The sequence below is a fragment of the Burkholderia catarinensis genome (assembly GCF_001883705.2).
GTDB classification, from domain to species: domain Bacteria; phylum Pseudomonadota; class Gammaproteobacteria; order Burkholderiales; family Burkholderiaceae; genus Burkholderia; species Burkholderia catarinensis.
Window position 1 is genome coordinate 1 of the sequence record NZ_MDEQ02000021.1, and the last position, 24,173, is coordinate 24,173.

The following is a 24,173-nucleotide window of genomic DNA, read 5'->3' on the forward strand; positions in this document are numbered from 1 at the left end:
CTGCGCTTCTCGCAACTGCGTCTCCAACTCCTTGATGCGCTGCTCCGGTGTGAGCGGCTTTGAGTCTTGCTTTGGCATGGTGGAACCCGATCGCGCACGCCCGGATGGATCGGCCCAATCCTGCAAGCCGTGCTTACGTAACCATACCAGTACGGTCGAGCGTCCCTGAATTCCGTAGCGTCGCTGCGCCTCTATGTACGTCAGCTCGCCTTTTTCGACCTGCGTCACCACCGACAGCTTAAAAGCCAGGCTGTAGTCCCGCTGGGTCCGCTTGATCCCTTGCTCCACTTGGCACCTCTTCGTTTCGGCGAAAAAGTGTCAACCTATTTCAGGACGGGTCAGCTTCATGAAAAAAGGACCGCTTGGCGGTCCTTTTTTGTTCATGCCCGTTTTCTCAGAATGCCTGAAAGACCGCGAAGGTTTGACGGATCGATGGCGTGCCGATGCGTCACGCCATCCAGACGTCTTCATAGCCGGCATCGTCGATGATGAAGCGCGCGCCGGCCGGCAGCCGCAGATAAGGCAGAACCGACGGCAGGTAGGTCGACAGGTGTGCGGCATGCAACGGCTGATAAAAATCGGCGGCATTGGAGTATTCACCGCAATGGAAGAACCAGCCCACGTTATCGCCTTCGGACAACGCGACGCGAGTGCCGTAGACAGGCATGCTCCCGAGCGTCGACATCGCGACGGCAACCATGTCTTCAGGCTCGACGGCATGCAGGCCGTATCGCGCGCAAATGGCTTCTTGATGCGCGCGCAGCGCTGCGGGATCGTCTGCGATGTTCATTTCGTTCCTGCCGTGCGGCGAGTCAACCGGTTTGTCAGCATAACCGCGGATCGGCGCCGCCGGTTGACACGAAACAGGCGGCAGCCTGCGTAGCCGTCGCGCGATCGACGCACTGCCGCGCCGGATAGCGGCCTCGCTGGCCTCCCGCGACGAGTTCGATCGTTTCGTCCGCCGAGGCTTCCGGGGTTGTCAGGTTCAGCAGCGCGGCGTCGATCTCCGATGCGATGAAGACGACATACCGGCCGTCGTTGCCTCCGCCGATCGTCATCACCGTGGCGTCGTTCGCGTCGAATACGACTGTCGAGCGATCTCGGCCGTTCAGTCTTTCGACGGCCGCGATCGCTTGCGCGGGGTCGTCGCATCGCGCTTCCGTCACGTGCGAACGGTTGCCGATGGTTGTTTCCTTGATTACTTTCGTTGTTCGCATTCGAGCCACCAATCGAGCAGCGCTTCATCGTCCGGATCTTCGAAGTTCCGGTAGATGTTCGCGTAGTACCAGGCGATCCCGGTTCGTGCGGTAAAGCCGTCGAACACGATACGAATTCGCTCGCCGCCAACCTTTGCCGGCACGGACAACGCAAGCGAGCCGCCATGGCGGCCATCCAGCGTTCCGCCCAGCCCGGTTCCGACCTCGTGTTCGAGTCGGTCGATTTCATCGAGCGCAATCGCGTCGCCGTAAATCTGGATGCAGTAGTTTCCGCCGCGCTCGAGCACGGTCGCCGGGCGATCGGGGTCGTCGATGCGGATGACGTCGCCTCTTGCGAGATTCAGTGTCAGGCCCGGCGAAGCCAGCAACACGTAGACGCCCGGCTCGACCTCGCAAGCCGGAAGCTCCTCGTGAACCGGCCCGTCGCCGGAACGGCCGGCATAGACGTAGATCACGTCGACATCGCGGTCGCGCAGTTCGTCGACGAGCGGCTTCAGATTCGCGTCGTGCATCGCCCCCCCTCGATTGAACATTGCACGCCGCCGGCGAGCGGCCTGCGTGTCGTCAGAACAGAATGAACGCGTCGTTTTCGATGTAGAACACGAACGCGTCGAACAGTTGGACCATGCTCGGCTCGTCGATCTGGTCATGCGCGTTGATTACGATGTCATCGATCGTCGCGCTGTCGAGCGTGATCTGCCAGCCGGATTGCCGGGCGACGGCCGGCGCCGAGACGTCTTCGTCATCTTCGGTGTCCTCGGAGAATGCGCCCTCCGTGTCGAGCGTCCACGGCATCGGCGGCAGGTAAAGCCAGCCGGAGAAATCTCCTGGGTGTTCGAGAATGTGTTTCAGCGACACTTCGGTCGCGAGGGTGGTCGACATGGGTATTGCGGTAATAACTGAGGTAAGTGTGCCAGCATAGCAATGTGACGGGCGCAAGGATGTGCATGCGCCGTAGCGCTCGTGTCAGCGAGCCGTGATTATGCCAATTCCGCACACATGAGGTTAGCCCTGCGACCGTTGTCGCCTCATGCTCCGCCGCGAATCAATCGAGGCGCGGCGTGATCGCCTCACGCTCGTCATCTTCAGTTCCGCGCTACAGGATCATGTAGCTGGACGGAGGGTCGTGGCCCGCGAGGCCGACGATGTGGACACCGTCCTCGAACGTGTATCGCGACGAATCTGAAATCCATTTCGTTGGGCTCCTGACGGATATAGCACGCACGCTGACCATGACTGGAACCGATTGTCACACGCAAGGGATTAATGACGAGCGACGCGAAATCTGCCTCTGACGGGGATCGGTCAAGAGTCGAGTACGCCATCGATGCGCTAATCCGTCTTCAGCACCAGGAAAGTATCGATTGTCGTCTTCCGCTTTTTCGGATGATTGAATTGCCAGAACTCTGGTGTCGAGAAGCCATTCTTCTGGATCAGCTCCTCGAGTTTGTGTGAAGCATAGTCACTCGCGTCTCGAGATAGCGTGATGACGATACCTTTCGCACGGAACTCGATGCAATCGTCGCATCCGAAGCAAAACTGCACTTCGATCACCCTTTCGGCTCGACGATCGAACACTTCCATGCTGAGGGATGCATGGTCGTCCCACGCACCGATCGCCATCAAAAGACGTTGACCGGCGTTGGCATCAAAAACAAGTGCGAAGCCGCTCCGCTCATGATCGAGTTCAATCATCGTGATGTGTTCGACGAAATCATTCAAGCCAGCCTCTCCGACAGAACGAAGCTACGAGTATCACTACCAGTCAAAACAATGCGTCAGTCCGCCTCCTCGATCAATAAAAAGCTGATCATGTCGGGTGCCCGAAGTACACGATTTATCTTTAAATCGCGTGACGGCGCTCCCATTTTCCAAGACTTCCTCGCCAAACACTTACGTCGTCGATTTTTGGCAGATCTTTCTCGACGATCACCGTGTAACGGTAACGTTGTTTGAGCCCCTTCTGCCTAATTGCCTCGATATTGGTTTTATTCCCAGAATGTACCTCGGTGTCAACCAAAACAGCCTGGTCATACTCGGGCGGCTGCCCCGTTCCAAGAGTATCGAGTCTTGCCACACCAAGGGCACTCAACGCTTTCGCGCTGAGATTCTCGGAGAAAATTTCCTTCAATTTGAGCTTGGCATCTTGATTGATTTTCTCCCGATAATTCGGGTCTTGCTTGTACGCATCGCTCCTCTTTTCAGCGTGAAAGTTCGTTTCCCACTCCAACATCTGGCGGATAAACGTTTGTAGTCGATCGACGGGTGACATCGTCTTACTCCTTCCTCAACACTTACATGGACAGGGATTGGGGAAGACCCGCGATTCAGTCTGCCCGTCAACTCTGGCTTGATAAAGAACAGAATGAGGCCGCGTTGAGCCTACATCGTATTGTGGAACGACTCGAACGATAACATTGCTCCCGCCCCTGACAGCATCAGCAATGTCGCCTTCGAAATCCCGGAATTCGCCTCGATTCTTACCCGGATCTTGGGGAAAAACTTCCTTGACGCCACCAAGACCGCCAAGGTTGCGTGCAATCGGGTGCCCTGCATCATCGCTAGCACACCCAAAGGCTCGAGCCGCAGCGCGTGAACTTGCATTGGTTGTGGTACCAGTGCCCAAATCCTCGGGACGGATTTTAGCGGTAGCGCTCTTTAGTGTGCCGTTGGTGTTGTATCGATATTTCGAAATCGGATTCTTGCCCCAGAGGCCAAGAGGGTCGACCCATTCGATCGGATTAGGCGCGTATTGATACACGTTGATACCACCGGCCAGCCCGATAGGATCCTTCGATATGAACCTACTCGTCTGCGGATCATAGTAGCGGTTGCGGTTATAGTGCAGCCCCGTTTCTTCATCGAATTGCTGCCCCTGAAACCGCAGCGAACTCTTCGGAGCAACCCCTGCCGCCCTCGACGCCCGCACGATCACCTCCCGCGCGTCACCCCACGCCTTGTACGACGTCTCCCACACGACGTCGCCATCCTCATCCGTAAGCAATTGCGGCGTGCCGATCTGATCGCAGTGGTAATAGAAGGCATGTGCCTGTCCCATCCGCTCCGGCACCCGTTGCAGCGGATCATGTTCCGGCGCATAGCGATCAGCGTCGCCGCGCAATGGCGTCTCGAATCCACTTACAGGCGCACTGACGTATTGCACCATCGGCACGAACGATTCTGCTTCGTAAAGGTAGTGCGTGCTGCCCTGCTCTCCGCTCTCATACGCCAGCGTATCGCCGTCCCACCCGAACATCGTACGCTCGCCGCTCACCTCTTTCGCAATACGACGACCCAGCGCATCGTAGTAGTACCGTGACTCACTGCTGCGCGCGGTCTCCTTTACCCTCGCAACCGTCAGCCGATTAAACGCATTCCACTCGTAACGTTGCTCGCCCGCCGGTGATCTGCGGTGCACGAGATTGCCGCGCGCGTCGTACTCGAAATGTTGCCCTGCATATTGCTTCAGCAAATTGCCCAATACCTTGGGCACCTCGGGAGGCAGTGAACTTTCCGCACGCACCGGGCTCGGTCGGCTCTCTTTGAGAACCGTCTCAACGCGTGCTGGATCGATGATATTGCTCGCCGGATCGAATGCGAACCGCTCCTTGCCGGCCGGTCCGATCGACTCGAGCAGTCGGCCAACCGGATCGTAGCGATAATCCGTCAACCCCTTGCGATTGTCTTCGATCTGCACGAGCTGACCAGCCGCATCGTAACGATAGCGGCGCTCGGCCAGCGCTGCAGGTGCATTCGCACGCTGCACGGTCCGCTGCGCCAACCTCCCTGCAGAATCGTATGCTGTGCGTTGATCGATCTTGCTCGGCAACGTGCGCAACGTCTCCCGGTGCAGATCATCACGCTCGATCTGAACGAGTTCCTTGCCGTCCAGCATCATCCCGTGGACGTGCCCGGAGCCATATGTGAGCCAATCGACCACGCGGCCATCTGGTCGGACCGTTTTGATCCGGTTGCCGATTTCGTCGTACTGGTGATGCCACACGAAGCTCCGGCTCGTGCCGAACAAATCATATGCATGGTGCTCGCGCACCAGATTGCCGACCGGGTCGAAGAAACTCTGAACCCGGCTGTGTCGGTTGCTCGCTTCGATCAATCGCCCCAACGAGTCGTATGTGAAGCGTTCTGCCTCATCGCCAACCGACCGACCTTGAAGACGCCCACCGCGATCGTGGGATATCGTCATGATCTGGCCAGCCTCGTCGACCGACTCGAGATGGCTGCTCGCCTCGTCGTACGCGTAGCGCGTCGCCTTCCCGCCGAAATCGACCTCCTCGATCAGTCTGCCCGTCGCGTCATATCGAAACGCGTAAGTCGCGTGATTCGTGTCGGTCAACGCAACGAGCCTCCCGAGTCGATCATAGCGATACGACAGTGACTGCCCCGATGCATCGGTACGGATATTGATACGCCCCCTCACGTCGTAGCCATAACGCGTGTTGCGATTTAACGGATCTGTGTGTGTCAGCAGACGCCCTTCCGCGTCATAGCTCAGTTGCTCTCGACCGGCGGGCGACACCACCTCAACTAACTGACCATTCGTGCCATAGCGGTACGCAGTCACCCCACCTGCGGCGTCTTTCGTCTCCGAGAGCCGGCCTTGAGCGTCATACATCCATTGCGCCGTCTTTCCCGAGCAATCGGTATAGCTGATTAACTGACCGGCGGTGTCGTACTTAAGCGCCTTCGTACCGCCCTTCGCATCTTTGATCTGGGTAACGAGTCCCTGCCCGTCGTACGCGAATTCGGTCTTGTGCCCGAGAGGGTCGACCTGTGCAACCATGTTTCCGGCGTCGTCATATTCGCGCAGCCACGGATGTCCAAGCGGATCCGTCACGCGCACGAGCTGATTCTTCTGATCGTACGCCATCTCGATCACGCTGCCGTCGGTGCGTTGATGACGTACCAAGTTGCCGCGTGTGTCGTACTCCATATGCTCGACGGCACCGTCGCGGTGGATGTACTGAACGAGCCTGTCGTTCTCGTCCCGATACATCCACTCTTCGCTGCCGTCCGGATGAATCACACGGAAGGAATAGCCCTTGCTGTCGTAATAGTGGTGCGTGACGTTACCGAGCGCATCGGTCACGCTGACCATCCGAAAGTTCGGATGCCACGCCAAAGTCACCTCATCGCTGCCGTCATCCCCGTACTCGCGGAAGCACTTTGCCTTCGGTCCGTCACCGTTCCATTCGAGATTCACGCCGCGACCGGTACGATCGGTATATCGCGTCACGAGGTGGTGACGATAACGGTATTCGCGACGATTGCCGTAGCGGTCGGTCGCGCCGATCAAATCATTTTCGTCATTGAATTCATAACGGGCAAGCACACCAATGTATTCGCCCTGTGCGTCATGATGCGTGACTTCAACGATGCGACCACGTGCGTCATGCCGGAATGCCACCTGTGAATGCGGCGCAATCAACCGATGCAACCGTCCTTGAGCATCGTAATCGAGCGTTACCTGATTGCCGGCGCGATCCTTGACGAACGCAAGACGGAACACGTTGTCGTGTCGCTCATACGTTTCGAGCAGCGTGTGCCCACGCGTCAGCGTCAGCCACCGATCGTCAAGACGCAATAACGTGTGCCCCTCGGCGGGATCATCATGCGCACCTCCGGCGTCGAGCAACGGATATTCGAGACTGCGTCCGGTCGCGTCGTGATAGACGAGCTTGCTTTTATCAATGTCCAAACGAGTCGAATACGGCGTAATCCACCGCGCCCCAAATTCGCCATGCGCGTCGTTCGCGTCGAAGAACGATCGATAGGTGCGCCGCCAGACTATGGGCAACGGCCCCTCAATCGTGAAATCTTCGTGGTTGATCTGCTCATCGCCGAGCGCGAATCCGATTGAATGCTCGGTGGCAGCAGGTGGTGTCTTCACTGGGGAGTGCGTAAGGCAGCAATTCGGCCCCGGATGCTTCGCATCTGCGGTATGTCGCACCGTGTCCACCCGATGCTCCGCTCGCTTTTCAGCGACCTTCGTCGTCCCGTTCTCCTGGATCCCCGTCGCATGCGGCTTCGGATTGCGCTTGCGCCAGCTCCGCATACCGTCTTCGCCGATCATGATCAACCAGCCGAGCTTGCCCGCGTCGTTCCCATCCAACTCCCGGATGCACTTCTGGACCGTCGGAATTCGGTTGTAGATATCGTCGGCGAAAAGCTGCAGCTTCTTCGGCGCTTCGTCGTCCACCATATTCGCAACTGTGGTGACCGTGTTGATGGCAGCCTTCCCTTCGATCTTCACGAAGTCCGTGAGAAACCCAAGCCCGCTACTGAGAACTTTCCTGCCGTCATACGCAACAAGCGCCTTCCCGACATCCTTCAAATGCGACCCGGCCGACTTCACGTTGTGCCCGACTTCGTACTTCTTCCCCGCCGCATGCGCGAACAGATCGGCGATCGCCTTCATCAGATCGCCGATGAATTTGGCGCAATGATCGAGCACCTCCTTCAGTCCATCGCGCATCACCTTCAGGAATTTCTCGATTTCGCCCGCATAGCGTTCCTGCACGTTCGCGACGATTGCCGCGACGACCGAGTCGCGTAGCACCTGCAACGCTGCCTCGCCCACGGCCTTTCCGCTCTTGACGATCTCCTGTCGAATGAGCTTCAACACCGGGCGAGCGCCCAGGCGAAGCTCGGCAGTGGCCGGGGGCAACGGCACGACCCCGATGAGATCGAGACCGAGATTGACCCAATCGAACATACCGATCGCCTTGCTGCCGCGCTCGATCATCTCCTTGATATCGAGCACCGCATCGACCGCCGCAAAGATATTGGCCAGAACAGGCACATTCTCCGCGACCATCTTCAGTCGGCTGACGTTAACGGCCCCCCCGCTGACCTTGATCAGCCACTTGTCGAATACATCGATGCCAGCTTGTACATCAGCCTCCGTGATCTTCATGATCGGAGACACGAACACATCGGTAGGTTTGGGTTGAATGACGCCCGCAGCGGTCATGATTTTTTATTCCGGGAAAATTGAAAGGGCGACACTCAGCTCATCTTCAGCGCGGCAGCGGCACTACGAGCCGTTTGCGCGAGACCACCGACCTGCTGCGCAGCGGCACTCAACTGGCCCGCTTGTGACAGGGCTGCCTGCGCGCCTGCCGGCAACACGTTGCCCGCTGCTTGCTGCGCGATGCCGAGCCCCTGGCCGGCCACTGCCTTTGCGAGGGCAGCACCGCCTTGCGACGCAGAGCTTGCCAACCCCGCAAGCGTTTTTGCAGCACCAAGCGCATTCGATGCACCCGCCGGCAACATGCCTCCCACAGCTTGCTGGGCCATGCCCATGCCTTGCCCGACAGCTGCCTTCGCAAGCGCTGCGCCACCTTGCGACGCTGCGCCTGCCAGCCCCGTCAACGCGCCTGCCGCGCCTCCCGCTGTCGGCAAAAACGACCCGAGCTGTGCCTGTGCGGTTTCAGCGGCACCTGCCGCTGGTGCCGGATTGGCCGGCCACGACGCAACATTGAACCGGCTCGACTGCTGATCCTGCGAGCGCGGATCCTCCCCGAACTTCACCTGCACCGCCCCCGGTGGCAGGCCGCTCACGATCATGTGCCCGTTGTTGTCGAGCGCCCCTTTCTTCAACAGCCCGCCGTTCGCATCGAGCACCGAGAACAAACCGCCCTTCACCGGCTCGCCGTTCCCATACGTATGCAGTAACTCCAACTGCCCCGGCTGATCCGGCCTTGGACTCGGCAACGGATACCCCATGCTCGCCGGCCCCGCGAACGTATGCGACGCGCCCTTCACATCCACCGCACCCGGCGTATGGATCTCGATATTCCCGCCCTGGATGCGGATATACCCGCCGCCGCTCGTCAGCAGAATCCCCTGATCGGCCGCGATCTCGATCCGGTCCGTCGCCGACACGATCTTCACGGCCTTCTGCGCGGTCACCTCGATGTTGTCCGACTGCGCCTGGATCTCCACCTTGCCCTTGCCCGCGAACAGCTTCATCCCCGCGTTCTGCACGAACAGGCTCAGCTTCTGCCCGATGCTCCCGATCAGCGACTTGCCCGCGGCAACATGCACGCTCTGTCCGCTCGCGACGTTCACGTGATCGTTCGCGACCATGTGCAGCGACTGCTGCGTCGACATCCCGATCCCCGACGGGCTGCCGAACAGCATCACCGGTTCCTTGAACGCATTTGCATTACCCATGCCGCCGCCTGCCGTGCGCCCGCCGGACGCGCTGCCCGAGGCACTGTCCTGCGTCGCATCGGTGAACGCGCGCATCGTGTCCTGCGCGTCTTTCAGGCTTTCGGCCTGATGCTGCTCGCTTACGCCCGACATCGCCTCGACGAGGCTCTCGCCCGTCACGAGCTGCTGTTGCGCCTCTTTCACATCGAGCGGCTGGCTATTGGCCGCCTTCGGATGCGTCGTCACGTACAGGCCCTGGCTCGCCCGCACCGCGCCATACGCATCCGAGCGCAGGTCGAACCCGCTGCCGAGATACGACCCGCGCGAGTTGCCGCTCTGGTCGATGATGTAACCGAGATGCAGCAGGCTGTTCGCGCTGCTGCTCATCAGTTGCACGCGGTTCTGCCCGGTCGCGTCGTCCATCACGAGCTGGTTGTAGCCGCCGCCCGAATACTCTTTCGACCGGTAGCCCGACAGGATCCCGTCGGTATGCCACTGCGGCTGGTTCGCGCCGTTGTACACACGCCCGACCGCCAGCGGCCGGTCGCAGTCGCCGCCGACGTAGTCGATCAGCACTTCCTCGCCGATGCGCGGCACATGCACGCCGCCGTACCCGCCGCCCGTATCCGACTGCACCACGCGCACCCAGCACGATGCGTTCTCGTTGCCCGGATTCAGGCGATCCCACACGAACTGCACGCGAATCCGGTTCAGCGCGTCGGTATAAACCTCCTCGCCCTGCGGCCCGACGACGATCGCCGTCTCGAGGTGCATTTCCGGCTTGTGGTGCTCGAACGGGCTGCGATACGGCACGCTCACGCGCTGCGCCTCGACCTCGACGAGATAGAAGCCGGCCGACCCGTCGTCGTGCGGCACGCGAAACGCGGGATCGGCGCCGTAGCCGTCCTGCGCCTGGGTCAATGCCTCGCGCAGGCTGTACGGAAAGTCCGCGCTGTCGCTCGCGACGGGCAGGTTGTTCTCGATCCACCACGCGACCTCGATCGCGGCGAACTCTCGCTGATCGGCGGAATCGCGATCGTGCTCGGGATGATCGGCCAGCGTAAAGCGCCGGCCGGCATCGATCGCGCGCACGCCGCCCGCGGCATGGAAGCGCTTGGCCTGCGACTCCCACTCCTCCATCCGCACCTTCGTCAGATGGTCGCCGCGCGTCTGGTCCAGATACGTATAGGCCCCCGTGTACTCGTACACCTCGAGCTGGTCGGGCAATTCTCCCTGGCCGCCCATCGTCGGCAGCGACGTGCCTTTCGGATTCGACGGCTGCGAAGGATTCTTGTAGTCGAACGTGCGCGTCGATCGCGTGACGCTCTGCAGCGTGCGCGTGCCCGACCATTGCGTGAACGCATCGGCTTCGCTGGCCGCGCCGCCGTGATAGAAACGCACGGTCTCCGGCGACAGCGGCGCGAACGCCTGCAGGTTGTCGGTGATCACGAGCGTATGCGACTTGCCGTCGTCGGCCTGCTGCCATGCGCAGTAAAGCCCTTCGTTCTCCATCAGCCGATGCACGAAATGCCAGTCGGTGTCGTGCTGGCGCGTGTACGACCGGCTCGGCAGCGGCTTCGACAGCGCGAAACGGAAATGGCCCTGCGCCTGCGGATGCTTGTTCAGCACGTCGCTGATGATCTGGTCGACGGTCGTGTCGTTCCAGAGCCGCTGATCGCGGCGAAACTTCAGGAAATGGGTGAAATCGGCGAACGTGAGCTGATAGGTCGTAAGCCCGCCGTCGGCGCCGAGCCGGCGCGCGGTGTGCACGTAGCCGTTGATCGGCCGGTAGCTGCGATCGCCCTGCTGGATCCACAACGTGACCGGCTGCGCGATCAGCCTTTTAAGTTCCAGATCGGTATCGGTCGACAGCACGTCGAGCGTGAACTCGTACGCGCGCCCGATGCGCGAGCGGCCGACCGCCCGCTGCACAGTCAGGACATTGGCCCCCAACGGCGTATCGAGCTTCAGCAGCCGGTCCTGCTGAAGCAACCCGCCGCGCAATGCGGCAATAGTGTTCTGCATGTTCATGGCAACGGCCTTTTTCTTCTTTTGACGCGCCCTCGGATGGCGCAGCATTCGATTTCTCCCGCGCGATTTTACAGACAAATTACTACGCGAACCGGGAAAATGACCTGATTTAAAAGAGCATTTTCTCGACGATTGGAAAGAAGCCCGTGGGGGCTTGGCCGACCGATTGCGTGGCGCCAACCGTACCGATCCGCAGCGGCACCATCGGCGGGTCTGCCGCGCCTCGAGAAATCGATTGCAATCAGGGCCAATTCCGGTTCCGGCGCAGCCCGGTTGCGAGTAGTGTCTACGTGCCCGCATTCCGGCCGGCCGGGCTCAACTGGCGTCCGGCGCGCATAACATCACACTGAAAACCCTGGAGATCTGCGATGAAACGTTCAAAGTTCCTGCTGTCGGGCCTGCTGCTCGCGTCGGCTCTCGGCTTCACGGCCGTCGCCGCGCACGCGGACGACCTGCTCGATTCGGTGAAGAAAGCCGGTGTGCTGCGCGTGGGCCTCGAAGGCACGTATCCGCCGTTCAACTCGCGCGGCACGTCGGGCCAGCTCGAGGGTTTCGACGTCGACGTCGCAAACGCGGTTGCCGGCAAGCTCGGCGTGAAGACGCAGTTCATCCCGACCGAATGGAGCGGCATCATCGCGGGCCTGCAGGCCGGCAAGTTCGACGTGATCGTCAACCAGGTCACGATCACGCCGCAGCGCAAGGAAGCGCTCGACTTCAGCCAGCCGTACACGTACTCGGCCGCGCAGCTGATCCAGCGCAAGGACGACACGCGCAACTTCAAGTCGCTCGACGATTTCAAGGGCAAGAAGCTCGGCGTGACGCTCGGCACCAACTATGACCAGATGGCGCGCACCGTGCCGGGCATCGAGGTGCAGACCTATCCGGGCGCGCCGGAGAAGCTGCGCGACCTCGCCGCCGGCCGGATCGAGGCGACGCTCGACGACCGCCTGATGCTGCCGTACATGATCAAGACGTCGAACCTGCCGCTGCGCGCGGGCGCGGTGCTGAACGGCGGCAAGCAGGAAATGGCGATCCCGTTCCGCAAGGGCAATCCGAAGTTCGAGAAGGCGGTCAACGACGCGCTGGATTCGCTGCGCAAGGACGGCACGCTGAAGAAGATCTCAATGCACTGGTTCGGCAGCGACGTGACGGTGCCGGTCGCGCAGTAAGCGGCCCGGCGTTTCGACGCGTCACGTGCTTCGGGTTGGCGAAGGCGTGACGCGTGTCGTGCAGCGCCTATACGCGGTCGTTTTCCCGCTCACGCGGCTTCGTCAAACCGTGCGAGCAGCATCTGACCGATCGGCGTCAGTGCAGGACGCGCGGCCACCGCACACGTACGCACCTGCGTGTCGTCGACCAGCCGCTTTTCGACGAGCACGGCGAAGGCTTGCGTCGACGGATCGACGCTGTCCGGCGCACGCGCAATGCGCAACAGCATCGAGAATTCATGCGGACTGAGCATGGTCTCTGTCTCCTAATCGTCCGCGATTCACTACGAACCGGCGTCGATCGTGTTCTTGAATGAAATGGCGCGATGCATGACCGCTGCGCCGCCGGGAGCGAGATCCCGGTTGCCGCCTGCGACGCGGGCACGTCGTCGCGAGCGTGTTACGCATGGCCCCGATCCGGCGATGCCGCCGCAACGGGAACGTGCAACCTTATGGGCGCACCGTGACGCGACCATGACAGCAAAGCGGGGGCAAAACGGCGCGCGCTATACGCCGCTCCGATTCGATGCCGGTTCGATCGACGACGACGAGCCGCATCGCGTTCGCGCCCCTCATCGCGAATCGGCCGAATACGGGAAGCCGCTGCTCCCCGATCCGCTCGCGTGGCGCATGCAGCGCACGACCACGTTCACCGCGCGCCCGAGCGTCATCCCGACAAGCACGCCCCATACCGAGAACGACAGCATCACGAAGCCGTTCGTCGCCGCCCACGGCGCGTGCACGGCGACCGCGTAATGGATGCCGGTTTCGGCGACGAACGTCAGCATCAGCGTGACGAGCAGGCTTGCGTCGCCGGGCACGCGCACGCGCAGGCCCGACGGCTCCGCACGGTACGCGAGCCGCCACCGGCTCGCGTGCAGCCAGCCCAGTGCCGCGCCGCCCAGAACGGCCGCCAGCGCGATCGCGTTTGCGTCGATGCCGGCATGCGGAAAAAGTCCGTTCATGCTGACGATGCCGAGCATCCCGAGCGCGACTGGCGAGATCAGCGGTCGTGCGGCCGGCACTTCGCGCGGGAAACAGCGCTTGATGCCGATATAGAGCAGCACGCAGAACATCACGTACACGTAAGGCTTCAGTTGAAGGAGTGCGGACATGGTCGGAATCGCCTGATCGGAGTGGACACGGCAACACCGTACTGCCCGATTCCGACAGGCGGCGCGGCTTGCGACGGGAGGCGGTAATTCACGGACGAGTTGCGCGTCGCGGCGATGATCGCTCCGCGGACCGAGAAGACCGATGCGCCCACGAATCCGGCGGCCGGCGACTGCCGACTGCCGAACCGAAGGGGCCGTCTTCGCCGGGCCGGTCGGCACTTCGTGCTCGACGCGTAACCGGCAACACCGTGTGTCCTTCCGCAGCACCTTCCACTACACTCGTGACGGAAACCGGCCAACCGTCGGCAGCCGAAACGCTTCGTCGAAGCCGCACGCCGTTCGTCGCAACGCGCACGCAGCCGCCCCGATCGGCAGTAAGGTCAGGCCATCAGCGCATCGCGCGCCCACCCAACCCGCTGCGATTCCAGGGACAACAGTTCGACGACGAAACCGGGCTGCATTACAACCGCCTCCGGTACTATGATCCGCAGCTCGGGCGCTTCATCAGCGAAGACCCGATCGCACTGCACGGCGGTGTGAATACGTACCAGTACGCGCCCAATCCTGTTGCCTACATCGACCCGCTCGGGCTGGCGAAAGGCAAATGCGTGATCTACTGGTACAACCATATCGGCGGTGCGACCGGGCATTACACCGTCAAGACCATCGCCGGTACCGGCAGCATGCATACCGAACAGAAGACTTCGGGCGACGAAACCTGGATCGCACGCGTCAGTGGCATCACGGCCGGCGAACCGGTCAACAGCGCGACCTTCGACATACCGGACGTCGGTGCCGCACAGAATTACCAGCGCGACAGCGCCGGTAGCCGGGACGAATCAGACGGTGCCTATGACGTGTCCAACAACAGCTGCATGACGCACGTGATGGACGTACTCAACGCTGGGGGAGCCGACGTTCCGGCGCGGGGCAAGCGTGCGTGGGCATTCCTCAATCGACGTGGCGTCGGTCCACGTGTCAATTAATCGATAACGAGGTAACGACAGATGAGGTCTCCAACGTTGTGCGCCAGGCACGGCGTCCGGCCATTCACGGTGGCAGCGAAACGCATCGACGACCGGATTCGGGAGCGCGGCCAGTTCGAGCCCGATGAATTGGTGCGGGTATCGCTGGATCGGCCCAAACGCAGCTACGTCGTATGGATGACGCGCGCGGATCTGGACGAGCATGCGGTCACCGCCAACCATGTCGACGGCGTCGCGCATGTCACCGAGCTGCGAAAGTTCGCGTTGCTCGACCGGGCGTGCGAACATGTTTGCCCGGATTGCCTGGACGAACTGCTCGTACGTTCGGGCGAACAACCGTACTCGCCGACGCCCGTGTCACGCGCGTTCGACACGGCGATCGTCGCCGACAATGCGACGTTGGACGGTCCGCTAGTCAAGTGCGACATCCACGGGATTGCGGTCGGTTCGCGCACATCGCCAGCCATGGCAGCCTTGATCGATCGGCGCGACGCGCAGCCGCACGGCCGACTGATCAAGGTAGTCGTGGTTTCGCTAAAAGCAGAAAACGAATTCTGGTTCGACGAAGCATTTCTTCTCCGCTTGCTCGGTGACGATGTCGATCTTTCAAGCGGCATCCATCGAATGGAATCGGGCGAGCGCAGCCTCCACCTGCTCGAAAGCGGGAAATCGGTATGCAAGCACTGCCTGAAAGACTGGCTCCGTCGCAACGACATCGCTTAGCGATGCACCGCTCCTGACAGGCGACACCCTCACCGGAAATCGTGCGGCACGGAGTCGTGAAAGAGATTCCGCATGCTTGCGTCGGAACATGCGATGCGTGGAAGCGGTTATGCCACGCGACCCGCGTCGGGTTTGTCGCCTTGCGGGACAGAAACGACAAAGGGCCGGGAGGAAAACCTCCCGGCCCTTCGTTCAATTTGATGCGGCTGCAGGAATTGAATTCTTCCGGTATAGCCTTGACGCATAAGGCCTGTAGAAATTCACTGACTTCTATGTGCCCCCAAATGTGCCCCCAAGCTTCGGAAACACTTTGGTTCAATTGCCCACCCGAATGCAACGCGTCAATGGAACCAAGCGCCGCTCATAGCAACACCTGACTGCTGGACAAGATTGTAGCGTACCGCACTGCGCCGCAAAGATTACGAGTTCATCGATGTATGCGCGTCGGATTGACGAGCATCAGGACGCCGCCGAGAGGAACGAAAAAAGATTCCGGCTCCACCTCGGCCGTCACCCGCTCCACCGACTTTCCAAGAGACGCCACGAACTCGTCGGTTGAATCGCTGGGCTGCTGGGTTCGCTCGCGTAGGAAGTTGCCCCAATCACACCAGACAGCGCGAGAATCATGGCCACTTGCGGACGTGAAGTGCGCATGGTACCGCCCTAGCACGACGAGGTGAATGGAGAGAGCGGCATCGGTTTTGATCGCGAGACGCTCCTTCAAGCCGTTGACTCCAGCCGCCTCCATCCAGCCCACGACATCAGCGATCCATTTGTTGCTGTCATCGACCAAGTTACTCGCATTGTTCCGCCGCACTTTGTCGTCGCCCACGAAGGGCTGCTGCCACTTGAGCTGGAAAAGAATGACGCTATTGCAGCGAGCATCGTACACGACGAAATCAATATCAGTGACCGTCTTACCATCCCGCTTCAGCTTGACACCATCAAGGCAGTGCCAGTGCGGCGCAGGAAACTGTGCTCGCAGTTCGGCAACCCATCTGCTTTCCCGTCGATTTGCCGCATCAAACCAGTCCTTCTCGTACCGCCTGCGCAGCTCCGCCCAGAGAAATAGAAATGGATTGAGTTCCAGACCGTACATCGGGAGCGCCACCAAATGCTGGCTCGTCCTGACTGCCGGAGCGAATGCTTGTGCTCCACGCTCTAGATGCTCCTTGGCGTTTGCAGGGCTCAACGTCAGGTGATCCAAAAGCTCCGATATTTCTTGTCGGGATGCATCAAGAAAATTGGCAACCCCTTCGATCAAATCCTCGTGAAGTGCTCCGCCGGTCAAGAGATTCCTGACTCCAATGCGTGGATCATCAGCATTCAACAGTCCGGCATAGCAAAGCCGCTGCTGCGACATGGCTGAGAGCGCTTCGAGAACAGCCACATATGCCGAATAGGCACGACCTCCAAAGCGGTCGTCATCTGCCAGCATATCCCTAAAAGACATCCTTCTCAGATACAGAACTGCCCATTCCTTGAAGTAGTCATCGACGCCATCAAAAGATCGGTCTTCGGGTGAAGGGTTACCACGAAGATAGCCGGTCAGGCGGGGGAGCATTTCCATGTGACGAAGCTCCAAGGCAGCCTCCTTGGGGCGATCCTCCACTACCGTCATGTCACTGAGCCAGTTCAGCCCATGAAACCCAACCTGTTCCCGGTAGGCTGTGCTGTCTTGTATCGACAGGACAAGCAGCGTCATTCCCTTCAGCTTTTTCTTATCGACCTCCCCTTTTAGGGCTCCCGAGCGCAACAGAGTCAGTTGTTTCTCGGCCATCGTCAAGCAGCCCATCCGCCACAGAAACTCATCCGTCTGCGCCGCAGTCGCAGCATTGGAGGTGAAGAGTCTGGGCGCATCTGATTTCAACTCGGACGGCAGGACTCGCCTCAAGGCTGCATTGATCGAGTACTTACGGACGCTCTCCATCCGTAGTCCAGATTCGTCCAATTCCTTCAGTTCAGGAATCAGCTCTCGGCAAAATACGTAATCGAGAGCACGCAGGGTCTCGAAGGTCAACGCCTCCGAAGGTTTCTCATAGCCGCGCAGGACACACCGTTCGCCCTCAATGGCATCTTGGAGAAGGTGCACTGGGTCTTTCATACCGGAGAAACGACCTTCAAGGACACCAATGCGCACAGATGCTCTTCCAGCATCTGCGGGATATTTCCTCCAGAAAGCAGCAGCCCTGCCTCCATGTTCCTCTCCATGGCAAATCCCGTCAGGTTTGCGCTGGTAATGAAGCAAGTGTGTCGATCGGCCACTGCCACCTTGGCATGCACTCGTCCGTCAGCAAATATTTCGCCCTGATCTCTCCATGTATAGAGATGAGCATTGGGCACAAGGGCCTTCATATTACCGATCGCATCGAACGAAATACTGCCACCATGATCTTGGGATGATTCGAGGAGCATAGAGATGCTCACATCTCGTGCGCTTGCTTCGTTCAATGCCTTCACGATCGTCGAGACGTCATAGGCCACGAAGCTGGTAACGAACAGAGTTTGCTTGGCAGCATTGATGACTTGCAGGAGCGCTTGCTCCGTTCGACGTGCAGACACGAATGGCGTCGTCGGCCCCGTCCACACGAGTTCGGTGGACTGGCGAGTCGACATGTTCTCTAACGCATGACTGGCGGCGAGCAGCATCGAGGCGAGCTCTATGGGACCGACCGACGTGGCCCGCCAAGCATCAACGAGCTGATCAACGATAGCCCTGGCTGCAGGTGTACCCACGACATCCGATAGCGAGACATTCGCCTCCGCGCCGTCAATCCTCCGAATCCTGCCCGCCAGCGCTTGAACCTTCTCGGGGGAGATCAGACAGACTACGGCTGTGACGGCTTCCAGTAACCTTTCCATGTCACATCCCCGCGAAGAACGCGGCATCCCCACTGTCGAGGGTCTGCACCAACAACGATCTGTCGAGGTAACGGTTTCCTCGTTCGCAGGAAGTCTCGGCGACGAGGCTGCACGCATGGCATGCCGCCGCGTGAAGTGAGCGGTCTTTCGCTGGATCGTGCTCCGAGCAGAGCGGATCGGACGAGCAGACCTTCGATCGGTTCAGCGCCTGCCGTAGCAGCCGCCCGAGGTTTTCCGGCTTGCCCAGATCGACGAGGCCGCCCAACGTTCCATCGGAATCGGCAGCCGCCGTGTAGATGAGGATGCCTGCTTGCGGATTCGCGCCCGACACGTCGGCGTAGATGCGTTCACGGATACTCGCCGCGTTGTAGCCGCATTCCAATGCCAGTTCGCGGATGAGCAGGTGCGAGAGTGTGTGGAGCATGGCATAGCGGATGCCGGGGTAGCCCTCGTTCGGGTCGAGGTGGCGCGAATTGCGCCATCCACGATGACCACCTTTGAGCATTCCATCCACGCGCTTGACGCCAGCCTGCGCCTCCCACATCCGCAGCGCCGCTTCATCGAACTGGATGAAGATGCCCTCGCCGTGAACCTGATTCGCCGGAACCCAATCTGGCTTGCGGCGCGCGAGGCCCGCCATCTGGGCGCGCTCGTTTGGATCACTCGATTCCTCGGGCGCTTCCACGCGGGTGAAACCTAGCAGTGCGTTGACCTCGCGCAGCCTTTCCAGCAGCAGCACTCTGCCGATCCGGTTCTCGAAGCCTGTGGGCGTGCCCACCTTCTTGCTCATGAAGTGCGGGTAGTCGGCAGGCGGATTGGCCGCCATCAAAACTTCCCACTCCGGCCCCTTGATGTCGGCTTCGCCGACGACCTCTAGCCCGCCGCCATTGCGATGTGCTTCGATGGCCGCCCAGATGTCCGATGCCAGGTACTTGTCGATGCCCGGCAAGGCTCCGGCCTTCTTCAATGTCTTCACAGTCACGGCGACGGCGACCTCGGAATCCAGATCGTCGAAGAACTCCCATCCATCCTGAATCAACTGACCGAGCGGGTCTTTGGCTTGCGGGATGGCCAGCGCCGACAGGGTAATCGGGAACCAACTGTTCGTCGAACCCAGTAGGACGGCCCGAGCCTCCTCGTCGCACTCCTCGTCGAAATGATCGAGGTGCGGATGCCTGCCCCGGCAACTCGGCAGGTTTTCCTTCCCGGCCTTGCCGAAGGCTTGGGCAAGACTGCGTGAAACACCTCGGCAATGCACATTGTCACCGTCACATCGAACCCAGAGGTTTTCAGTCTGAAGTGAGGCGCCGCTCTCGAAGAACCGAAGTGACCCCTTGCAAGGGCTGTTGCCGCCGTGCACGAAGTAGCGCCAAGGGAAATCGTCGAGGTGGCCGTCGCGGCAGGCCAATAGGAAACGCGCCGGAACGGCATCGGCGTCCTTCGCGGGCTGGTCGCCCTTGGAGCCACGGCATCCCTTGTGGACGAAGCGGGTTCGCTCCGGGCGAAAGCGGTTTTCCTTGATCTCGAATAGCCCCGCATCGAAGGGCGACAGCAGGCCGCACTTCACGCAACGCATCCAGCGAGGGAACGGGCGCACGGGCACCCCCATGTTCGCCTCCGCCGACCACGGGTCGACGACTTCGCTCTTCTGGAACGGTGGCACACGCAGGTTCTCCACCTGCGAGCCGAGAACCTTGCGGACGGCAGCGAGCAGGCGCGGCTCGGCGATGGGCTGGCAGCGATCTTTCTCCCACTGGTCGATGCCCAGCGTCACCACCGAGAGGCTCGGCAGATCAATCAGCGCACCCGGCCCATATGTCCAAAGCAGTTGACTGGGGCGAACTTCTCCGACAGGTGTTCTATTGGTGGTCATGGTCAGTCCTCGTCCTTCGGCACCGGACGCGGCTTCCACCCGTGGTCGTCCGAGATGTGTCCCGTATTCATGATCAGGCGAACGCCCGGCTCCACCTCGCGCATCGACATCGGCACCGTCCAGTTGTCCCATGCATGGATGCCCGGCGACTTGACCAGCCCGACCATCGTCGCCGCCTGCGCGCCGCGCTTTTCGTAGGCCAGCGTGCGACCGGGCACACTCGCCTCCTTCGCCCATTCGTCCGCGCGTTGCTTCAGTTCACGCTCGGCCAGATTCTTGATCGTGGACGCCTCGCTGACGTTCCAAGCGCGCCGCACCAACACGTCGATAGCTTCGGTGATCTCGGGCTTGTCGGACTTGTCCAGCTCGCCCGCGCCTACGTTCGGGCTGAAGGCGTCGTTCTCCAAGCGCATCAGGGAGAGGAGCGCACCAGTCAGGCCGCGATCCATGGCGCGTGGCGAGAAAGGCGTCACCGACTGCGCTTCCACATGCTTGTAGAAAGTCGCGTGGTAGTGCTCGAAGGTCTCATAGTGCGAGAGGTCACGCGGACGCGCCCATGTGAGCACCGTGCAGACCAACCCGGGGAAGGAACGACCCACGCGGCTGGTGGCCTGGATGTATTCCGCCGTACCCTTGGGCTGACCATTCACCGCCATCAAGCCCAGCCGGTTCACGTCTACACCGACCGACAGCATGTTGGTTGCCAGCACCACGTCTATCGCGCGGGTATCGCCCTCGTTCCATTTCGTCACGAACTTCCCGCTAGCCGCATCGAACGTAGCTTTGAACTTGACCTCCAGATCGTCGAGGTACTTGGGGATGTCCTGACTGGAAACGCGCGAGGTCAGCTCACGGATGTTGTTGACGCGGCGCTGCGCGAGCGCGGGCCGTTCGACCATGCTCATCTGCACGCGGTAGGAACGTGTCTGAACATCGTCCTCGGCCAAGCGCCGCATCCCGCCCAGCTCACGCAACGAGTTGAAGTAGCCGACTGTCGTCATGTACGGGTCGGCGGGTTCGCCAAAACGGTCGAACAGGGCTTGGGCGGCGGTGAGGAACGCGGTATAGACACGGATCAGCATCGCGGGCCGCGAGCTGCCGGGCGAGCACACGCCGATATAGCGCCGTCCTGGTCGCTCCTCAATCGGGCGCTGCACCGAGAAGTAGTTGTCCTCCACATCCAGGCCGTGCGGCGGGAACACAGACACGCACCGCATGAACACGTTGTTCACCTGTTCTTTAGCTTTGCGCACCGTCGCCGTGGACGCGACGATCTTGGGCTTGACCGTCTTGCCATCAAGCGTCCAGCCGCACAGTTCGTCGACGGCGGATTCGTACAAGCCGACCATCGTCCCCAGTGGGCCGCTAATGAGGTGGAACTCGTCTTGGATGATCAAATCAGGCGGGCGAATGGGACTGATGGGCTTCACCGCCGCCGCAGGCAACCCCTTGGTCGCTCGATGCCCGGTATTGCATTCGCAGCCAGGCCAAAGTAGGCCGTGACGCTCACACTCCTGGCTCACGCGACCGAATAGCGTCCGCACCTGACCGCGCCACGCCATCATGGCAAACTTGTCCACGGTGGCGATCATCATCGTTGGCGGGCGGTGGTAGATCTCTTCATCCACCGTCAACACCGGGATGCCTGGGTGCAGCGACTTGCTGGACTTGCCGCGAGAGAACTCGCACCGGCCTTTCTTATCACCGCAATAGACAAGCGTCCGCCCGTGGTGCTTATCGACATCCACCTCACGCCCCGGCCCGATTTCAGAACCGCACCATGGGCAACTGGTCAGTTGCGCGGACGATGTCGCCCCGGCATGGTGTTTGCCGGGGTTGCGGATGTCCTCGATGGCGCGATGGCTGTCTTCGGTCGTGCCTGGCGTCACTTTGTTGCCGACCCACAGACCGATGGTGAATGGCTCGTGGCCCAACGCCGAATCGCCGCTGGCCAGCGCCTGTCGCCGTAGTACCTCCATAGCGCAGATCAGTGCCGTAGCGCGTTGAAACTGCTGCAAGGTCAGGAGGCGCAGGGTGTAGCGCATGACCACAGCCAACCCACGTGAACCGTCGTAGCCGCCGAGCTTGCCTTGGAGGCGGCGGATAGCCATCGTGAATGCCGCCACGCCCAGATAGGCTTCGGTTTTGCCACCGCCGGTAGGGAACCACAGCAGATCGGCATGGGCTTCTATCGGTTGCACGCGATCCGGATGCGAGGGGTCCGCCAGCGACGGGATCGATAACAGCAGGAACGCCAACTGGAACGGACGCCAGCTCCGGTTCTTCGGCAAATCGAACTGAGCGACCGTCACGTCACGGCCTCGTCGGATTTCTAGCGCGTACTGGCTACGCACACGCTGGATGGCCATCGCCCGGTTGGCGAAGCGGAAAGCAGCCAGCGCCTTCTCGTCATTCTTCAGAGTGTCGATACCCTGCTGCAAACGCGACTGGATTTCCTGACACCGATCCAGAGCCTGCGCTGCCTGCGCGTCATAGCCAACCACATCTTCCCCGATGCGGGTTCGCTGCTCGGCGATCCACTCGGCGTAGTCCTTCGTTAGCACGCTCAAGGCATCGACCAGCTCGGTGACGCCCAGTGTGGCGAGGCGCTGCATGTCGAGCAGACCGCTCGCCACCATCTCCTTCATCGACGGGCGGTCTGCGGCATCTAAGCCCGGTGTCTCCGTGACCTGCACTTCGTACTCTGGCAGGACGGTGGTGCACACTTCAGTGGCCAGCGTCGCATCGTCCGCCGTCTTGGCGTGGACGGCGACGCCATGCCCGACCGCGAACTCCACGCGGTTGCGGTAGATCATCTCCAGCGACTCGCGTTCGGTGTCCATGCCGTCGGCGTCCAGCACGGGGCGGCGGCGGAAGATGGAGCGATTGGGGGCCTTCGCTTCCGCGCGCACGATCAACTTCGGCTGAAACAGCCACGCCGTGTCACGGTTGATGTCGGGCTCCTCCTGAGCGTTGATGAGGAACAGCGTCACCAATCGATCGCCATTGGCGTTTTTGGCACGGACGGAACCCTGTATCAGAACCCCCGGACAATTCGTATCCGGGTTCTGAGGGGAAATCACACCTTCGGTAAGCAGCAACGGTAGCTTTCCACCGCAGGGGATGCGCTGCCAGACCTTGACCTTCGGCCCATTATTGGATCGCGTCTGATCGTGTTCTGAGTTGGGCACGCGCTCATAGCAACCCCAGCGTGCCTCGACCTCGATGCGCTCGGCGTCACCGTCGACGCAGAAGGTCATGCCAAAGCTGCTGGGCACCAGCGATTGATTGCTGGCGGCGTCGATTTCGTCGGAGGAATCAGATTCCGGCTCGACCCGTCCTGTCGCCGTGCCGAACTCGGCACCGGGTTCGTGCTGGCCGGGAACGATGGGGTCAGTGGGCTCCTCTACCTCGTTCTCAGCCAACGGGCCTTCCAGGCCTTCGATGCCACCTTGGGCATCCTCGCGCGGTGCAAGCTTGCCGACGAGATAGCGGTCCCGCACGCTCATGTCCACGATGCGTTCATGCTGGCCGCCCGCCGGGCCAAGCAAGTCGTCCACTACGGCCAATTGCAACAGTTCGCGAACGTAGGCCCGATCCTCGACCGGCGACACGCCATCAATGTTCTGATGCAGTGCCGCGGACAGAGCTGCTACGAACTCTTCCCACTGGATGCGTCCGACGTTTCCCGACGACGGCGGGGCCAACGATACGCTGGTGGCCGACACAGGGGACTCGGCGACGGATACTCGATCGAAGTAGATCGTCGTGGTTTCGAGATCGAAGCGAAGCCGCAGCACGCGCCCGGCGCGGACAACGTCCTCGGAGGAATTCAATACGAGCACCCAATCGTCTTCGACGATGGCCTGATACAAAGAACGATCGCCCTTCAAGACCAGTGTGTAGCGTTTGAGCCTAGGATCGGTGCCGATACCATGATCGACGGCGATCCATGCGTTGGGTGTTGTCATCATGCTGCCGCT

The 24,173-nt window shown here is 60.9% G+C and carries 16 protein-coding genes and 2 pseudogenes; 3 read left to right on the forward strand and 15 right to left on the reverse strand.

Annotation, left to right across the window (positions count from 1 at the left end):
* The 9 genes and pseudogenes from BFF94_RS27670 to BFF94_RS27710 form a co-directional block, all read right to left on the reverse strand.
* A pseudogene (locus BFF94_RS27670) lies at positions 1-288 on the reverse strand (IS3 family transposase); the annotation flags it as partial.
* A 160-nt stretch (positions 289-448) separates the two neighbouring features.
* On the reverse strand, positions 449-790 hold the full coding sequence (locus BFF94_RS27675; RefSeq protein ID WP_246637424.1) for an immunity protein Imm33 domain-containing protein: 342 nt from the start codon (positions 788-790) through the stop codon (positions 449-451).
* A gap of 34 nt (positions 791-824) precedes the next feature.
* Positions 825-1,217 (reverse strand): Imm1 family immunity protein, encoded by a 393-nt coding sequence (locus BFF94_RS27680; protein WP_128847627.1) that lies wholly within the window; start codon positions 1,215-1,217, stop codon positions 825-827.
* Positions 1,199-1,672, reverse strand: coding sequence for a DUF4265 domain-containing protein (locus tag BFF94_RS27685; RefSeq protein ID WP_246637425.1), 474 nt, complete (start codon positions 1,670-1,672; stop codon positions 1,199-1,201). The genes BFF94_RS27680 and BFF94_RS27685 overlap by 19 nt, the downstream gene beginning before the upstream one ends.
* Before the next feature lie 109 nt (positions 1,673-1,781).
* Positions 1,782-2,099 carry a DUF7716 domain-containing protein gene (locus tag BFF94_RS27690; protein ID WP_128847631.1) on the reverse strand — a complete coding sequence of 106 codons (318 nt, stop codon included), beginning with the start codon at positions 2,097-2,099 and terminating at the stop codon, positions 1,782-1,784.
* A 450-nt stretch (positions 2,100-2,549) separates the two neighbouring features.
* On the reverse strand, positions 2,550-2,939 hold the full coding sequence (locus BFF94_RS27695; RefSeq protein ID WP_128847633.1) for a hypothetical protein: 390 nt from the start codon (positions 2,937-2,939) through the stop codon (positions 2,550-2,552).
* Positions 2,940-3,060: 121 nt separating this feature from the next.
* Entirely contained in the window at positions 3,061-3,489 is a 429-nt protein-coding gene (locus BFF94_RS27700) for an NTF2 fold immunity protein (RefSeq protein WP_128847636.1), read from the reverse strand.
* 15 nt (positions 3,490-3,504) lie between these two features.
* Positions 3,505-8,208: an RHS repeat-associated core domain-containing protein gene (locus BFF94_RS27705; RefSeq protein WP_128847638.1), complete on the reverse strand. Its 4,704-nt coding sequence runs from the start codon at positions 8,206-8,208 to the stop codon at positions 3,505-3,507.
* 35 nt (positions 8,209-8,243) lie between these two features.
* Positions 8,244-11,423, reverse strand: a complete 3,180-nt coding sequence (locus tag BFF94_RS27710) for a type VI secretion system Vgr family protein (protein ID WP_128847641.1) — start codon at positions 11,421-11,423, stop codon at positions 8,244-8,246.
* A 368-nt stretch (positions 11,424-11,791) separates the two neighbouring features.
* Here BFF94_RS27710 and BFF94_RS27715 point away from each other — a divergent pair, with 368 nt between their 5' ends.
* Positions 11,792-12,592 carry a transporter substrate-binding domain-containing protein gene (locus tag BFF94_RS27715; RefSeq protein WP_128847643.1) on the forward strand — a complete coding sequence of 267 codons (801 nt, stop codon included), beginning with the start codon at positions 11,792-11,794 and terminating at the stop codon, positions 12,590-12,592.
* 89 nt (positions 12,593-12,681) lie between these two features.
* On the opposite strand, the gene BFF94_RS27720 is transcribed toward BFF94_RS27715, so the two are convergent.
* Positions 12,682-12,885 carry a hypothetical protein gene (locus BFF94_RS27720; RefSeq protein WP_128847645.1) on the reverse strand — a complete coding sequence of 68 codons (204 nt, stop codon included), beginning with the start codon at positions 12,883-12,885 and terminating at the stop codon, positions 12,682-12,684.
* Between the two features lie 318 nt (positions 12,886-13,203).
* Positions 13,204-13,746 carry a hypothetical protein gene (locus tag BFF94_RS27725; protein WP_128847647.1) on the reverse strand — a complete coding sequence of 181 codons (543 nt, stop codon included), beginning with the start codon at positions 13,744-13,746 and terminating at the stop codon, positions 13,204-13,206.
* A 410-nt stretch (positions 13,747-14,156) separates the two neighbouring features.
* Between BFF94_RS27725 and BFF94_RS38010 the strand changes: the two are divergent.
* Positions 14,157-14,342: pseudogene (locus tag BFF94_RS38010) on the forward strand (RHS repeat-associated core domain-containing protein); the annotation flags it as partial.
* 459 nt (positions 14,343-14,801) lie between these two features.
* Complete coding sequence (locus BFF94_RS27735) at positions 14,802-15,455, forward strand: hypothetical protein (protein WP_128847651.1); 654 nt, start codon at positions 14,802-14,804, stop codon at positions 15,453-15,455.
* Positions 15,456-15,882: 427 nt separating this feature from the next.
* Here BFF94_RS27735 and BFF94_RS27740 read toward each other — a convergent pair whose 3' ends face one another.
* Genes BFF94_RS27740 through drmA form a run of 4 tightly spaced genes read right to left on the reverse strand, consistent with a single transcriptional unit; the run spans position 15,883 to position 24,164 of the window.
* The gene (locus BFF94_RS27740) at positions 15,883-17,559 is read right to left on the reverse strand and encodes a hypothetical protein (RefSeq protein ID WP_128847770.1); all 1,677 of its coding nucleotides are present in this window, start codon (positions 17,557-17,559) and stop codon (positions 15,883-15,885) included.
* The gene (drmC, locus tag BFF94_RS27745) at positions 17,556-18,317 is read right to left on the reverse strand and encodes a DISARM system phospholipase D-like protein DrmC (RefSeq protein WP_128847654.1); all 762 of its coding nucleotides are present in this window, start codon (positions 18,315-18,317) and stop codon (positions 17,556-17,558) included. Before drmC ends, BFF94_RS27740 begins: the two co-directional genes overlap by 4 nt.
* 1 nt (position 18,318) lies before the next feature.
* Complete coding sequence (gene drmB, locus BFF94_RS27750) at positions 18,319-20,190, reverse strand: MrfA Zn-binding domain-containing protein (RefSeq protein WP_128847656.1); 1,872 nt, start codon at positions 20,188-20,190, stop codon at positions 18,319-18,321.
* Positions 20,191-20,192: 2 nt separating this feature from the next.
* Complete coding sequence (gene drmA / locus BFF94_RS27755) at positions 20,193-24,164, reverse strand: DISARM system helicase DrmA (protein ID WP_128847658.1); 3,972 nt, start codon at positions 24,162-24,164, stop codon at positions 20,193-20,195.
* Positions 24,165-24,173: the final 9 nt, after the last annotated feature.

Excerpts from the sequence above, each read along its gene's own strand:
- BFF94_RS27675 (WP_246637424.1), bottom strand. The coding sequence starts at position 790 with ATGAACATCGCAGACGATCCCGCAGCGCTGCGCGCGCATCAAGAAGCC.
- BFF94_RS27680 (WP_128847627.1), bottom strand. The coding sequence starts at position 1,217 with ATGCGAACAACGAAAGTAATCAAGGAAACAACCATCGGCAACCGTTCG.
- BFF94_RS27690 (WP_128847631.1), bottom strand. The coding sequence starts at position 2,099 with ATGTCGACCACCCTCGCGACCGAAGTGTCGCTGAAACACATTCTCGAA.
- BFF94_RS27700 (WP_128847636.1), bottom strand. The coding sequence starts at position 3,489 with ATGTCACCCGTCGATCGACTACAAACGTTTATCCGCCAGATGTTGGAG.
- BFF94_RS27705 (WP_128847638.1), bottom strand. The coding sequence starts at position 8,208 with ATGACCGCTGCGGGCGTCATTCAACCCAAACCTACCGATGTGTTCGTG.
- BFF94_RS27710 (WP_128847641.1), bottom strand. The coding sequence starts at position 11,423 with ATGAACATGCAGAACACTATTGCCGCATTGCGCGGCGGGTTGCTTCAG.
- BFF94_RS27715 (WP_128847643.1), top strand. The coding sequence starts at position 11,792 with ATGAAACGTTCAAAGTTCCTGCTGTCGGGCCTGCTGCTCGCGTCGGCT.
- BFF94_RS27720 (WP_128847645.1), bottom strand. The coding sequence starts at position 12,885 with ATGCTCAGTCCGCATGAATTCTCGATGCTGTTGCGCATTGCGCGTGCG.
- BFF94_RS27725 (WP_128847647.1), bottom strand. The coding sequence starts at position 13,746 with ATGTCCGCACTCCTTCAACTGAAGCCTTACGTGTACGTGATGTTCTGC.
- BFF94_RS27740 (WP_128847770.1), bottom strand. The coding sequence starts at position 17,559 with ATGAAAGACCCAGTGCACCTTCTCCAAGATGCCATTGAGGGCGAACGG.
- drmC (WP_128847654.1), bottom strand. The coding sequence starts at position 18,317 with ATGGAAAGGTTACTGGAAGCCGTCACAGCCGTAGTCTGTCTGATCTCC.
- drmB (WP_128847656.1), bottom strand. The coding sequence starts at position 20,190 with ATGACCACCAATAGAACACCTGTCGGAGAAGTTCGCCCCAGTCAACTG.
- drmA (WP_128847658.1), bottom strand. The coding sequence starts at position 24,164 with ATGATGACAACACCCAACGCATGGATCGCCGTCGATCATGGTATCGGC.